Source organism: Streptomyces sp. sk2.1, assembly GCF_008120935.1.
Taxonomy (GTDB): Bacteria; Actinomycetota; Actinomycetes; order Streptomycetales; family Streptomycetaceae; genus Streptomyces.
This window is the reverse complement of the sequence record NZ_RDBO01000037.1, coordinates 26,778-40,023: the sequence shown is the minus strand read 5'-3', so window position 1 is coordinate 40,023 and position 13,246 is coordinate 26,778. Positions and strand designations below refer to the sequence as shown.

Below are 13,246 nucleotides of genomic sequence, written 5' to 3'. Positions count from 1 at the left end.
TAAGTCAGTGCGCGCATACCGGGGCAAGCGCGTTGCAGGAAGATGTCAGCACGAAACCGTCACCGGCACACGAAAACCGGGCACTCGGCGCGAGGACCCCATCGGGAAAGATGATGGACCGTCATGTTCCGCCGCACAAAGGCGAGAAGCTGCCGAACGGACGATTCACGCGAAGGCATGCGGGGGCTGCTGGGGGCATGTGCAGGAGGCTCCGCCCCGGCATCGGCGCCGCCATCGACACCGCGGCGCGAGGACGGAACCGCGACGCGACACCGGAACTCCGGTGCGACATCTGCACCATGACACGGCATCAAGGACGTGGCACGACATCGGCTACGTGACATTAGTGTGCGGCACACAGTATGGTGTGACGCGTGGGCACCGATGAACTGATCCTCAGCCAGGCCCAGGAGCTGCGCCGCGGCACGGTCGTCCTGGCCTGCCTGGCACTCCTGGAGGAGCCGCAGTACGGATACGCGCTCCTGGAGACGCTCGGCGACGCCGGCGTCTCCGTCGACGGCAACACCCTCTACCCGCTGCTGCGCCGGCTGGAGAAACAGGGGCTGCTCATCAGCGAGTGGAACACCGAGGAGACCAGGCCGCGCAAGTTCTACCGGGTCAGCCCCGAGGGCGCCCGGGTCCGCACCGGACTGCTGCGCGAGTGGCAGGACCTCTGCACCTCGATATCACGACTGACCAAGGGGGACCGTTGAGCAAGTCGCAGGTGGCCGGCACCGGCACACTGACCGACCGTTACGTGGTGGAGGTCGTCCGGCGCATACCGGCCGACCAACGCGCCGATGTGGCCGACGAGTTGCGCGCCACGATCGCCGACACCGTCGAGGCCCGCGATCCGGCCGCCCCGGAGACCGCCGAGCGCGAGGTGCTCACCGAGATGGGCGACCCGATCCGGCTCGCCGCCCGGTACGCGGACCGGCCGCTCGCACTGATCGGGCCCGGCCTCTACCCGACGTACACCCGGCTCCTCACGGTCCTGCTGTCCACCGTGCTGCCCGCGGTCACCGTCCTGGGCGCGGTGCTCGACGTACTGGACGGCCGGGGTATCGGCGAGGTGATCGGCGGGGCGGTCGGGACGGTGCTCGTCGTCGGCGCCCAGATGCTCGCCTGGCTCACCGTGGTGTTCGCCCTGATCGAGCGGTCCGGCAGGCTGCCCGGCGCGATCGGCAGGTCCTGGACGCCCGACGACCTCCCCGAACGCGTCACGCCGAAGAAGCGCGACCCGGCGGTCTACGCCCGGGTGGCGTGGCACTCGCTGCTGATCGCCCTGATCGTCTGGCAGCACACCGCGCGGCCGTACCGGACCGATGACGGCACCCCCCTCGACGTGCTCGCCCCGGATCTGTGGTCGGGGTGGATCTGGCCGATCCTGGCCGGGCTCGCCGGCCTCGTGGCACTCGACGTGATCCGCTCCGTACGGGCGTGGACGCCTTCACTGGCACTCTGGAGCGTCGGCGCCGAGGCGGCCTTCGCACTGCCGCTGGTGTGGGTCCTGTACCGGCAGGAGCTGTTCAACCCGGCCTTCCTGGCCGATGTCAACGGCGGCTGGCAGACCCCGCAGTCCTTCTACACCGTGACGGCGGTGGTGGTACTGGCGGTGAGCGCGGGCGACGTGGTGAAGCGGTTCCGCGAGGCACGGGCCTGACCCCGCGTCAACTCCCTCGGGCGGTGTCCTGGCGATCACGGGCGGAGCCGGATGACGAGTGCGGCTGCGGTGACAGTGACGGTGCCGAGGTGGACGTGGCCGCGCTCGTCGAACGCGATCGCAACCGCGCGGAAGGTCCTGAGCCCGCTGACCGCCCGTTCGACGATGTTGCGCTTCTTGCAGCGGTCCTTGTCGAAGCCGGGCGGCCGACCGCCTCACCTCCCGCACCGCCTCCGCCGGGCGGTCGCTCGGTGCCGACCGCTGAATACGGTGGAGGGGCCGGGTCGAAGGAGAGGACGCGAAGACGTGGATGTGTATGAGGCCGTGGACAGTCGCCGGGCCGTACGGGCGTTCAGCGACGAGCCGGTGCCCAAGGAGACACTCGAACGGGTGCTGACCGCGGCGACGCGCGCTCCGTCCAGCGGAAACCTTCAGCCATGGCATGTGTACGTCGTGACCGGCGAACCCCTGGCCGAACTGAAGAGGCGCGCGACGGCCAGGGCACTGGCGGGAGACCCGGGTGATGAGCGGGAGTACCCGATGTACCCGGACGGACTGGCCTCACCGTATCTGGACCGCTTCTCCGCTGCGGCGGCTCAGCGCTACGAAGCGCTGGGGATCGAGCGCGACGACCCCGAGCGGCCCCGGAAGATCGCCGCCCTGAACTCGGCGGCGTTCGGGGCGCCGGTCGTCCTGTTCTGCTACCTCGACCGGACGATGGGGCCCGGTCAGTGGGGTGACGCGGGGATGTACCTGCAGACGGTCATGCTGTTGCTGAGGGCGGAAGGGCTGCACAGCTGCCCGCAGGTGATGTGGACCATGTACCGCAGGACCGTCGGCCGGACCGTCGGAGCCGATGACGGCCTCGTGCTGTTCTGCGGCATCTCGGTGGGATTCGAGAGGGAAGGCGTGCCACGGCTGCGCACCGAGCGGGCCGACATGACGGAAACGGTGAGCTTCATCGGAGCATGACCGTTGGAAGGCCGAGATCGGCAGGACGGGACCTGGTCCCATCGGCGGTACGTCGCCCCCGTGAGTGGTCCGGCCCGGCCCCGGCGGGTCACCACTGCCGGGGGACCGGGCTCGCGCCGGTGAGTCCGGTCCACCGCGCCGACTCCTCGGCGTGGTCACCGGCCGCGGTCGCCCGGGCGACCGCGGCCGCCTCCTCGGGCGTGGGCCCACCGCTGCGGGAGAGCAGTGTCAGCGGCCAGGCCGGGGCGTCGGGCCCCGCTCCGTCGAGCGGATACCACTCCCAGGCCGCGTCGAACCGCCAGAGGCGCCCGTTCCGGTCGGTGACCTCGTCGCCCGGTTCGAGGAAGGCGTAGGGGCGGAAGAGCAGTTCGAAGCGGATCGGTTCGTCGCCCGCCGGGTCGAACGCGTAGCCCTGGTCCTCGAGTTCGAGGTCATGGGTCTCACCCTGCGGCAGGACTTCCAGGTAGGTCGCGGGCCTCGGCAGCATGCCGGTCACCCGGGGCGGATCGAAGTGATGGACCGTCAGGACGTGTACCACGGTCGGAGGGATGCCCACCCGGCAGGTGTCGTCCGGCCTCAACTCGGTCTCGGCCGGCCGCGTCCGGAAGAGCTCCCACTCGCGGGCCGCGGGCAGCGGAAGCGCCCGTCGGCCGTTCCACCCGAAGTTCTCCGCCTGCGGGTCCACCTCCGACCAGGGCCACCGCACGGAGACGTGGAAGCGGGAGACATCGGCGACCGTGGTCCCGGTGAACGGGCACTCCAGCTTCAGCACATCCCCCGGCCGGAACCGGACGTCACGACCGTCCGTGCCCGACCCGTCCGCCCCGGCCCCGTCCGTCCGACTGCTCATCTCGCCCTCCTCGGCCTCCGGAGCGATCATCACAGATGCGGCGGCCGCGGTTCACCGCTTTCGGGACGGATCCGTGTAGCGGGTGGCCATCGTGGCGGCCCGGTCGCGCAGGCGGGTGCGCAGCGACTGCGGGGACAGGGCCTCCGCGTCCGTGCCGAGCTGCCACAGCGCCCATTCGGCGTGCCGCACGTCCTGGAAGGCGACCTCCAGCCGCAGCCGCCCGTCCGCGTCGGGCTCCTCGGCGCGGACGGCCAGGGCGGTGTTCAGCAACTCCTCCCGTCGCGCCGGGTCCACCCGCATCAGCACGGTGACGTGGTCGCCGTCGGAGAGGAACCGCGCGGAGCGTTCCCGCCGGATCCGGTCCAGGTCGACCCGGCCCGGCCGTTGCGCCGGTTCGGGGAGTTCCTCGGCGGCCGGCACCCTCGACAGCCGGTAGGTGCGGTCCGCGCCGGATCGCGTGGCCAGCAGGTAGCCCCGGTCCCGTACGGTGACCAGGCCGATCGGGTCCACCGTGCGCCACTGCGGCGCCCGGCCCGTGGCCGCGTAGTGGATGCGCAGCTTGTGTCCGGCGAGCACCGCGCGCCGGACCTCGATCATCGTGGTGCCGGGCACCTCCTCGGTGACCGGCCGGCGCGGGAGCAGATCGGTCACCGGGTCGACGAGGAATCGCTGGACCGCGTCGCTCACGGTGGTCCGGTGGCTCTCGGGCAGTGCGTCGACCACCTTCCGCATGGCCGAGGCGAGCGCCGGGCCGAGGCCGAACACCTGCTCTCCGCGCCCCGACCCGGCAGCCGGCAGGGCGAGGGCCTCGTCGTGGTTCAGACCGGTGAGCTCGGTGCGGAAACCCGGTGCCAACACGAAGCCGCCGTGCCGGCCACGTTCGGCGTGGACCGGGACGCCCGCCGCGGACAGCGCCTCGATGTCGCGCAGCACGGTGCGGGTGGACACCTCCAGCTCGCGGGCCAGTGCGTTCGCGGTCAACCGACCCCGCTGACGCAGCAACAGCACCAGGGAGACCAGCCGGTCGGCGCGCATGCGAAAAACTCCAACGGAATACATGACCGAGGGTGTCGTGATTCGTCGGGAGGCTGGTTGCCACAACGTCGGGCCGGCGGTTGCCGAGCCGTTGGACGTACGCATTCCCGATGGGTGCGTTCCCGATGGGACGCATTCCCGGCGGGACGAATCGAATGGAGCTGACGTGGCAGTGGAACGAACGGCGGTCAACCCGGTGACGTGGTCGGTGGAGATGGGGTTCAACCAGGGTGAGGTCGTCTCCGGACACACCCGGACCCTGTACCTCTCGGGGCAGACCGCGATGGGCGACGACGGCCGGCCCCGGCACGACGGCGACATGGCGGCGCAGTTGGCGCTGAGCATCGACAACATGGAGGCCGTGCTCGACGAGGCCGACATGTCTCTCGCGAACCTCGTCCGGCTCAACGTCTGCACGACCGACGTCGACCTGCTCCTCCGTCACTACGGCGTGCTGGCCGGGCGGTTGGGCGCGGCAGGGGTGGCACCGGCCACCACGATGCTGGGCGTGACGCGGCTGGCGGTCCCCGGTCAGATGGTCGAGCTGGAGGGAACAGCCGTGGCGTGACGCAGCCCGGCGCCGTGGCGTGACGCAGCCCTGCCGCCCCACAGCCCTGCCGATCCGCGGTCGGCCGCCCCGCAGCCCTGCCGATCCGCAGTCGGCCGACCCGTCGCCCCGCCGGTCAGTCGCCCCGCCGCCCCGTCGCCCCGGCGGTCACAACCATCCGGAGCGCTGTGCCTGCAGGGCCATCTGGAAGCGGTTCGCGGCGCCCAGCCGGGCCATCAGGACCTGCAGGCGGCGGAACAGCGTGCGGCGGCTGATTCCCAGCTCGCGGGCGATGACGTCGTCGCTCGCACCGCCCGCGAGGAGCCACAGCAGCCGGCGGTCGGCGGGTGGCAGGCCGCCGGGCCGGGTGGTGCGGCCGTGGAACGGCAGGGCGTTTCGCCAGGACTGCTCGAACAGGGCGATGAGCGCGGAGAGCAGGCCGCACGGCTGCACGACCAGCATGGTGTTGTGCACGTCGGCCTCCCTGATCGACAACGACACGAGCGCGTACGCCTCGTCGATGATCACGAGCTTGACCGGCACCGACGGCAGCACCCTGGCCTGTTCGCCGGCCTTGATGCACGGCTCGATGGCGTCCTTCAGCCGGCCCGGGTACTCCAGCGACTCCCGCGAGTACACGACGCGCTGCGTCACCCCGCGGGCGAGCGTGGCCAGCGCGTCGTCCGTGGCCTCGGACAGGAGAAAGTACGGCGGTGACTCGAACTGCCGGATCTGCTCCCGGGCGCTCGCCCAGGCGTGCCGCATCCTGGGGCCGATGGCCTCGCCGGTGACGACCTCGACGAGATCGTCGTTGTACGCGGCGAGCCGCTGCCGCCGGAACGACTCGAACGCGCCCCCGACGGTGATGCGGGACTCCTCGATCTCGGCCGCCCGGTGCCGGGCGAGGATCTCCAGGCCCGCGGCCGGCGGGACCGGGGCCACCACGTCCCCGCCCGCCTCGGCGGCACTGGCCAGACCCGCGGCGACCAGCGCGCCGTACGCCTCGGCCAGTTCCGCACCGCCCAGACCGGACGCGGCCTCGATCTCGCCCAGCGGAGCGGGCGCCAGTTCGAGCAGCGCCAGGTAGACCCGGATCGCCGCGGGATCGAGGCCCAGCAGCCGGAGGGCCTCGCCGATTCTCACGTTCGCCATACGCCTCATTGTCGACGACTCCGGACGGCATGGTGGCCGATCAGTGCCAATGGCACTTCCGGGCACCGGGGGCGGGCGGCGCGGGATACCGTCCGGGAGCCGCCGCCGAACGGCGGCAGCGAGGGGGCCGGGCCGTACCGGGGCCAGCCCGCCGGTACGGCCCGCTTCGCCCCCCGCCACTGAGGAAACCCACCCGGAAGAAGGTGCACACCGTGGCGAAAGGCCGCAAGAACGGTCTCTACGCAGGGATCTCCGAAGAACTGTCCGCCCTGATGCGGACGGGGTGGGCGGACACCGAGCGGCACGACCTGCGGCCCGACGAGCAGGCCCCGTACGCGGCCGCCCGCCGTGCCGCGCTCTCCGCGCGCTTCCCCGGCGAGCGCCTCGTCGTCCCCTCGGGGAACCTCAAGGTCCGCTCCAACGACGACACCTACCCGTTCCGGCCGTACTCGGGCTACGTGCACATGACCGGGGACCAGGCCCGGGACGGCGCCCTCGTCCTCGAACCCCGCGCGGACGGCGGCCACGACGCCTACTGCTACCAGCTGCCGCGGGACAGCCGGGACGACAACGAGTTCTGGACCGGTGTCACGGCGGAGCTGTGGATGGGCCGGCGCCACTCCCTCGCCGAGGCGGAGCTCGTGCTCGGGCTGCCCTGCCGGGACGTCCGCGGGGCGGCCGAGGACCTGGCCGCCGCCTCCGACGTGCCGACCCGGATCATCCGTGGCGTCGACCCGGCCCTGGAGGCCGCCGTCACCACCGACGAGGAGCGCGACGAGGAGTTCGAGGAGGTGCTCAGCGGCCTCCGGCTCGTCAAGGACGAATGGGAGATCGCCGAGCTCCGCAAGGCCGTGGACTCCACGGTGCGCGGATTCGTCGACGCGATCGGCGACCTCTCCGGGGCGATCGCGTCGTCCGAGCGGTGGATCGAGGGCACGTTCTTCCGCCGGGCGCGGCTGGAGGGCAACGCCGTCGGCTACGGCTCGATCTGCGCCGCGGGCGAGCACGCCACGATCATGCACTGGACGAGGAACGACGGCCCGGTGCGCCCGGGGGAGCTGCTCCTGTTCGACGCGGGCGTGGAGACGCACACCCTCTACACCGCCGACGTCACGCGCACGCTCCCCATCAGCGGCACCTTCTCCCCCGTGCAGCGCAAGGTCTACGACGCGGTGTACGAGGCCCAGGAGGCCGGCATCGCGGCGGTCAAGCCGGGTGCCGCGTTCCGTGACTTCCACGAGGCGTCGCAGCGTCACCTGGCGGCCCGGCTGGTCGAGTGGGGCTTCATCGAGGGCCCGGCCGACCGCGCGTACGAGCTCGGCCTGCAGCGCCGCTTCACCATGGCGGGCACCGGTCACATGCTCGGCCTGGACGTCCACGACTGTGCGCAGGCCAGGAACGAGGAGTACGTCGACGGCCCGCTGGAGCCGGGCATGGTGCTCACCGTGGAGCCCGGCCTGTACTTCCAGCCGGACGACCTGACCGTGCCCGAGGAGTGGCGCGGCATCGGCGTCCGGATCGAGGACGACCTGGTCGTCACCGAGGACGGCAACGAGAACCTGTCGGCGGGCCTGCCGAGGTCGGCGGACGAGGTCGAGGCCTGGATGGACCAGCACGCGGGCTGAGCGCCCGGCGTCGCGGCGGAACCCGCCCGTACCGGCCTGCCTCCGCGGCCGGTACGGGCGTCCGGCCGACGGGGTCCGGCCACGCCGGTGGTCTCCCCGGTGGTACTGGTAGCTTCTCCGCGGTGACCTTGTTGGAGACGCAGGGCCCCGTACGGATGAGCGACGGGGCCCGACTGCACCGGACCGTCCTGGGGGACGCGGCGCGGCAGCCGCCCGTGGTGCTGCTGCACGGCGGTCCCGGCCTGCCCGACTACCTGGGCGATGTCGCCCCCATGATCGCGGACCTCGCGCCCGTGTACCGGTACGACCAGCGCGGCACGGGCCGGTCCCCGTGGCGGGGCCGCCATTCCCTCGCCCGGCACGTCGCCGATCTCGCCGAACTGCTCGACGCCCGGGACACGCCCGGAGAAGCGCCCCGGGCCGTGCTGATCGGGCACTCCTACGGCGCCGACCTGGCGAGCCGGTTCTGTCTGGCGCACCCCGACCGGGTCTCCGCGGTGCTGCTGATGTGCGGGCCGTTCGTCGGCGACTGGCGTGCCGGGGACCGGGCGGAGCGCGAGCGCCGCATGTCCGCGGCGCAGCAGGAGCGGCTGCGTGTGCTGGAGGAGCTGCCGTGCCGTACGGAGGAGCAGGAGGTCGAACTGCTCACGCTGTCCTGGTTCACCGACCACGCGGATCCCGGAGCCGGGTGGCGCCGGGCCGCGTGGAGCGCCCGGCACCGGCGCCCCGTCAACTGGGTCATGAACGGTGAGCTCGGCGAGGAGAATCGCCGGGACCCGCTCGACGGGCATCTCGCCGAGCTGCGCGCGTGCCTGCCCGCCCGGGCGGAGATCCTGGGCGGCGTCGAGGACCCCCGTCCGATGTCGGCCCTCGAATCGCTCGCGTTCCGGCTCGGTCTCCCCCTCACCCGGATCGAGGGTGCCGGACACGAACCCTGGCTCGAACGGCCCGACGTCGTACGCGCCCACCTCCGGCGGTTCGTGCGGGACGCGGTGGGCGGTTAGGGGTTCCGGCCGGTGCGCCGGGACAGCGGGGAGGGGCCGGCCGCGGTGCGGAGGCGCTCATCGGCTCCGGGCGTTCCGGGGGACGTCACCGGAGCCCTCGTGCCGCTCGCGCACCGCGATCCGGGCCAGCTTCGTCAGCATCATGCCGTTGCGGATCGAGACGAGGTAGTCCACGGGGAGTCCGTGCATCCGGGTGCCCGGCCCCCGCAGGGCGTGCCATTCGAGGACGAAGAGGGTGTTCTCGCCCCAGGGGATCAGGTTCATGGCGATGCGGGCCGCCCCGAAGGGGTCCGCCTTCGCCTCCAGTTCCAGGCGGTGCCGCGGCTCGCAGATGCGGACGACGCAGGTGTCGTCGAGGGTCAGCGGGCCGGCGCCGACCCGGACCCGCAGCCGGGCGCCCACTTCGGGCCAGTGCGGGTCCACGTCGATGACCTGTTGTGTCCCCGAGACCCATTCCCCGTAGCGACGGCCGTCGGACAGCAGGTCCCAGACCCTGGACGGCGAGCTCAGGATCAACCGGCGATTCCGGGCCACACCGACCACGCTCCTCGTCACGTCGGAACCGGCACCCCATGACCGTTGCCGGTCGGGAAGCTTCCTTGCCCGGTCGCCCGGCACGCTTCTCGACACTAACCTCGCCCCGCGCATCCGGCACGCGAGCCCCGGCCGGACCGGGCACCGCACGGCGGCGGCACATGGCGCTCACGATCGGGGTGGCGCCCCTGACCTGCCGACGGACCTTCCGCGCCAGGACGGCCGCGCCCCGCTGACGGGGGACCGTCGCCCGGACGGCCGCCGCCCCGACGGGCGGGGCATCCGGGCGACGGTGAAAGGGATCGGGGCGCCGGGGTCCGTCCGGCCGGCCGTGCCGTGACGGCTCACTGCCGGGGTGCCGGTGCGGTGGATCCTCTCGGGGTGAGGGAGGGGGTGGGGACCTGGAGCGATCCGGTGTGCGTGCCCTCGATCAGGGAGAAGAGGGTCCGGGTCACCTCCGCGCCGAAGTGGTGCACGTCGTGGCTCATGGCCGACAGGGTCGGGTGGGTGATCCTGCACAGCTGGGAGTCGTCCCATGCGAGCAGGGAGACGTCGTCCGGAACGACGAAGCCCATCTCCGCCGCGACGCCGGCGCCCGCGACCGCCATGATGTCGTTGTCGTAGATGATGGCTGTGGGACGGTTCGCGGCCAGGAGGAGGGACCGGGTCGCGCGTGCGCCTTCCCTCTCGTCGAATCCGGTCGCTGTCTGCCGCCCCTCCTCCAGCCCCAACTCGCGTACGGTCGAGGCGAAAGCCGCGGTCCTGATGGCGCTGTGCCCGAACCTGGCGGGCCCGCCCACCCGTGCCAGCCGCCGGTGCCCCAGGGCGGCCAGGTAGCGGACGGCCTCGGCCATCGCCGTGGCGTCGTCCGTCCACACCGCGGGAAAGGAACCGGTCAGCGACGGGTGTCCGACGGCCACCGCGGGCAGGCCGACGGCCTGGAGCGCCGGAACCCGCGGATCGTTCTCCTCGAAGTCGACCAGAATGGCGCCGGCGATCGTCTGACCGCGCCACCAGGTCCGGTACAGGTCGATCTCCTCGTCGACGTCCCGCACCAGCCTCAGGAGCAGCGAGCACGAACGCTCCGCCAGGACGCTCTCGATGCCGGAGATGAAGTCCATGTAGAACGGTTCGAGTCCGAGCAGCCGGGCGGGGCGGCACAGGGCCAGGCCGATGATGTCGACTCGCTGGCTGGAGAGGCTGCGGGCCGTCTGGTTCGGCGCCCAGCCGAGGTCCCGGGCGGCTTCGAAGATGCGCTCGCGCGTCGCCTCCGAAACACCCGGTTTGCGGTTGAACGCCAGCGAGACCGCGCCCTTGGAGACGCCGGCCCGGGCCGCGACGTCCTTGATGGTGATCCGGGCGGAACCGCTCACTTCGCGCCCACGCAGAACAGGGCGGCCCGTACGTCGTCCTCCGTCACGCCGTCACAGCCGTCGAGGCGGATCCGGGCCTGCTCGCCGGCCAGCAGGGTGGTGAGGCCCCGGTCGGCGCGGGCGTCGGGGCCGAGCCGGTCGGCCTGGAGGAGGAGGTCCCTGACAAGGGTATGCGCGTTCACCACGACGTCGACCTTACCGCCGTCGCCCCCGACCGGTTCCAGGGCGATGTCGAAGGCGGGCCGCACGTAGGAGAAGTCCTTGTCGGTCACCGGGAAGTACAGGGCACGCAGACCGTCCGCGTCGGCGACGAGGAACTCCTCGGCGGTGTGCGCCCGGGGCACGAGTCCGGGCAGTACCGGCAGGCGCAGGACCGAACGCGCGGGAACGGCCACCTCCTGGACGCTGCGGTCGAGCGTGGCACCGGCCGCCTCCAGACGGCGCAGCGTCACTGCGGTCCGCCACTCGGTCGCGGACTGGTTGACGAGGGCGAGGACGGGAGCCCCCTCGCCGGGCTGCAGGGTCAGCAGGCGGTCGGCGTAGACACGGCGCAGCTCGTGGTGGAGGGGCTTGGAACGGCCGTCCCCGTCGATCGCGGCCCAGGAGCTCACCGGCCAGCAGTCGTTGAGCTGCCAGACCACGGTGCCGGAGCAGACGGGCCAGTGGGAGCGCCAGTGCTCGATGCCCGCGGCGACCGCCCGGGCCTGGACGACCTGGGTCAGGTAGTGCCAGCGGTCGAAGTCGCCTTCGGGCAGGGCGAAGTGGCGCGCGACTCCGCGGTTGAGTTTGTCGTTGCCCTCCTCGGCCTTCTGGTGATGCAGCATTCCCGGGGAGTCGGGGGCCGGCTCCTCGTCGGGCAGCGCGCGTCGGAGCGTGGCCATGGTGGGGGGTGCCTGCCAGCCGAACTCGGCGACGAAACGGGGGACGTTCGCGCGGTACTCGGCGTAGTCCTGCCGGTTCCACACCTCCCAGGAGTGGTGGGTGCCGTGGTCGGGGTCGTTGGGGTGGTGGTCCCACGATCCGGACCAGGGGCTGCCCGCGGTGTAATGGCGGGTGGGGTCGAGTTCGGCGACCAGGCGGGGCAGCAGGCCGAGGTAGTAGCCCTCGCCCCAGGAGTCGCCCGCGAGTTCGGGCTCCCAGCCCCAGTCGCGGAACCCCCAGAGGTTCTCGTTGTTGCCGTTCCAGATGACCAGACTGGGGTGCGGCATGAGGCGGATAACGTTGTCACGAGCCTCCGCCTCGATCTCTCCCCGCAGGGGCTGCTCCTCCGGGTAGGCGGCGCAGGCGAAGAGGAAGTCCTGCCAGACCATCAGCCCGAGCTCGTCGCAGACGTCGTAGAAGGCATCGTCCTCGTAGATGCCGCCGCCCCAGACGCGCACGAGGTCCACGTTGGCGTCGGCCGCCTGGCCCAGCCGGGCGCGATAGCGCTCGGGGGTCACACGCGAGGGGAACACGTCGTCGGGGATCCAGTTGACGCCCCGCGCGAACACCCGCTCGCCGTTCACGACGAGCGTGAAGCCCGAACCCCGTTCGTCGGCGGTGCGGTCCAGTTCGACGGTGCGGAAGCCGATGCGGCGGTGCCAGGTGTCCAGTTCCCCGTCCGCGTCGAGCAGGGTGACGTCGAGGTCGTACAGGGGCTGGTCCCCGTACCCGCGCGGCCACCAGAGGCGAGGCCGTTCGACCGTCAGGCGCAGCACCGCCTCGTCGCCCTCGAAGCGGACCTGCGCCTCCTGCCCGGCGACCGTGGCCCGCGCCAGCAGGTCCCGGCCCGCCCCCCGGTCCGTCCGCTCCACCCGGAGCCGGATCTCGACGCCGCCCGTCCGTTCGCCGACGGTCACCAGCGGGCGGACGGACGCGAGACGCGCGGTCGACCAGTGCTCCAGGCGCACCGGCCGCCAGATGCCCGCGGTGACGAGCGTCGGTCCCCAGTCCCAGCCGAAGCCGGAAGCCATTTTGCGGATGTACTGGAACGGCTCGGGATAGACGTTGGGCCGGTCCCCGGTCACCTCCCGGACCGCTTCGGCCTCGTCGTAGGCGGAGGCGAAGCGCACTTCCAGTTCGCCGGTCGTCCCGGTGACATCGAACCGGTGGGTGCGGTGCATGTTCCGGGTGGTGCCGATCTCACGGCCGCCGAAGGTGATCCGCGCGGCGGTGTCCAGGCCGTCGAGGACGAGGTCGGTGCGCTCGTGCCCGCTGTCGTGCGAAACGTCGGTGACGTAGGTCCACTCACGCCGGCCGACCCAGGCGACCTCGGTCTCGTTGAGGCCGAGGAAGGGGTCCGGAATGACTTCGGCGGCCAGCAGATCCGTGTGGACACAGCCGGGGACCCGGGCCGGCAGCAACTCCCGGCCGTGGCGCAGGTTCCACCCCTCGGTGAGCTGGGTGACGTCCTTCATGTGCGGCTCCAATCGCCCGAATTCGCGCGCTCTCAGATGGCTGACGGCACACAACCTAACGTGCAGATTGACCACTGTCCATAAACCGGTCTAGT

12 protein-coding genes are annotated in these 13,246 nt (G+C 72.0%); 6 read left to right on the top strand and 6 right to left on the bottom strand.

Annotation, left to right across the window (positions count from 1 at the left end):
* Positions 1-374 precede the first annotated feature (374 nt).
* The 3 genes from EAO76_RS14270 (at position 375) to EAO76_RS14260 (ending at position 2,635) form a co-directional block, all read left to right on the top strand.
* A complete protein-coding gene (locus tag EAO76_RS14270) occupies positions 375-713 on the top strand; it encodes a PadR family transcriptional regulator (protein ID WP_148836315.1) in 339 nt (112 codons plus the stop codon).
* The gene (locus tag EAO76_RS14265) at positions 710-1,663 is read left to right on the top strand and encodes an HAAS signaling domain-containing protein (protein WP_262375464.1); all 954 of its coding nucleotides are present in this window, start codon (positions 710-712) and stop codon (positions 1,661-1,663) included. Before EAO76_RS14270 ends, EAO76_RS14265 begins: the two co-directional genes overlap by 4 nt.
* A 306-nt stretch (positions 1,664-1,969) precedes the next feature.
* Positions 1,970-2,635: a nitroreductase gene (locus EAO76_RS14260; RefSeq protein WP_148836314.1), complete on the top strand. Its 666-nt coding sequence runs from the start codon at positions 1,970-1,972 to the stop codon at positions 2,633-2,635.
* An 88-nt stretch (positions 2,636-2,723) separates the two neighbouring features.
* On the opposite strand, the gene EAO76_RS14255 is transcribed toward EAO76_RS14260, so the two are convergent.
* Together EAO76_RS14255 and EAO76_RS14250 are read right to left on the bottom strand one after the other, a co-directional pair.
* Positions 2,724-3,485 carry a hypothetical protein gene (locus EAO76_RS14255; protein WP_262375463.1) on the bottom strand — a complete coding sequence of 254 codons (762 nt, stop codon included), beginning with the start codon at positions 3,483-3,485 and terminating at the stop codon, positions 2,724-2,726.
* A 51-nt stretch (positions 3,486-3,536) separates the two neighbouring features.
* On the bottom strand, positions 3,537-4,520 hold the full coding sequence (locus tag EAO76_RS14250; RefSeq protein WP_148836313.1) for a YafY family protein: 984 nt from the start codon (positions 4,518-4,520) through the stop codon (positions 3,537-3,539).
* Positions 4,521-4,692: 172 nt separating this feature from the next.
* On the opposite strand from EAO76_RS14250, the gene EAO76_RS14245 reads away from it, so the two are divergent.
* Positions 4,693-5,088: a RidA family protein gene (locus EAO76_RS14245; protein WP_148836322.1), complete on the top strand. Its 396-nt coding sequence runs from the start codon at positions 4,693-4,695 to the stop codon at positions 5,086-5,088.
* A gap of 147 nt (positions 5,089-5,235) precedes the next feature.
* Here EAO76_RS14245 and EAO76_RS14240 read toward each other — a convergent pair whose 3' ends face one another.
* Positions 5,236-6,219 (bottom strand): LuxR family transcriptional regulator, encoded by a 984-nt coding sequence (locus EAO76_RS14240; RefSeq protein ID WP_187438614.1) that lies wholly within the window; start codon positions 6,217-6,219, stop codon positions 5,236-5,238.
* A gap of 212 nt (positions 6,220-6,431) precedes the next feature.
* On the opposite strand from EAO76_RS14240, the gene EAO76_RS14235 reads away from it, so the two are divergent.
* Positions 6,432-7,844: an aminopeptidase P family protein gene (locus EAO76_RS14235; RefSeq protein WP_148836311.1), complete on the top strand. Its 1,413-nt coding sequence runs from the start codon at positions 6,432-6,434 to the stop codon at positions 7,842-7,844.
* Between the two features lie 122 nt (positions 7,845-7,966).
* The gene (locus EAO76_RS14230) at positions 7,967-8,848 is read left to right on the top strand and encodes an alpha/beta fold hydrolase (RefSeq protein ID WP_262375462.1); all 882 of its coding nucleotides are present in this window, start codon (positions 7,967-7,969) and stop codon (positions 8,846-8,848) included.
* 57 nt (positions 8,849-8,905) lie between these two features.
* Here EAO76_RS14230 and EAO76_RS14225 read toward each other — a convergent pair whose 3' ends face one another.
* The 3 genes from EAO76_RS14225 to EAO76_RS14215 form a co-directional block, all read right to left on the bottom strand.
* Positions 8,906-9,382, bottom strand: coding sequence for an SRPBCC family protein (locus tag EAO76_RS14225; RefSeq protein ID WP_148836310.1), 477 nt, complete (start codon positions 9,380-9,382; stop codon positions 8,906-8,908).
* Between the two features lie 344 nt (positions 9,383-9,726).
* The gene (locus EAO76_RS14220) at positions 9,727-10,755 is read right to left on the bottom strand and encodes a LacI family DNA-binding transcriptional regulator (RefSeq protein WP_148836309.1); all 1,029 of its coding nucleotides are present in this window, start codon (positions 10,753-10,755) and stop codon (positions 9,727-9,729) included.
* A complete protein-coding gene (locus EAO76_RS14215) occupies positions 10,752-13,151 on the bottom strand; it encodes a glycoside hydrolase family 2 protein (RefSeq protein WP_148836308.1) in 2,400 nt (799 codons plus the stop codon). The genes EAO76_RS14220 and EAO76_RS14215 overlap by 4 nt, the downstream gene beginning before the upstream one ends.
* Positions 13,152-13,246 lie beyond the last annotated feature (95 nt).

Excerpts from the sequence above, each read along its gene's own strand:
- EAO76_RS14240 (WP_187438614.1), bottom strand. The coding sequence starts at position 6,219 with ATGGCGAACGTGAGAATCGGCGAGGCCCTCCGGCTGCTGGGCCTCGAT.
- EAO76_RS14215 (WP_148836308.1), bottom strand. The coding sequence starts at position 13,151 with ATGAAGGACGTCACCCAGCTCACCGAGGGGTGGAACCTGCGCCACGGC.
- EAO76_RS14250 (WP_148836313.1), bottom strand. The coding sequence starts at position 4,520 with ATGCGCGCCGACCGGCTGGTCTCCCTGGTGCTGTTGCTGCGTCAGCGG.
- EAO76_RS14255 (WP_262375463.1), bottom strand. The coding sequence starts at position 3,485 with ATGAGCAGTCGGACGGACGGGGCCGGGGCGGACGGGTCGGGCACGGAC.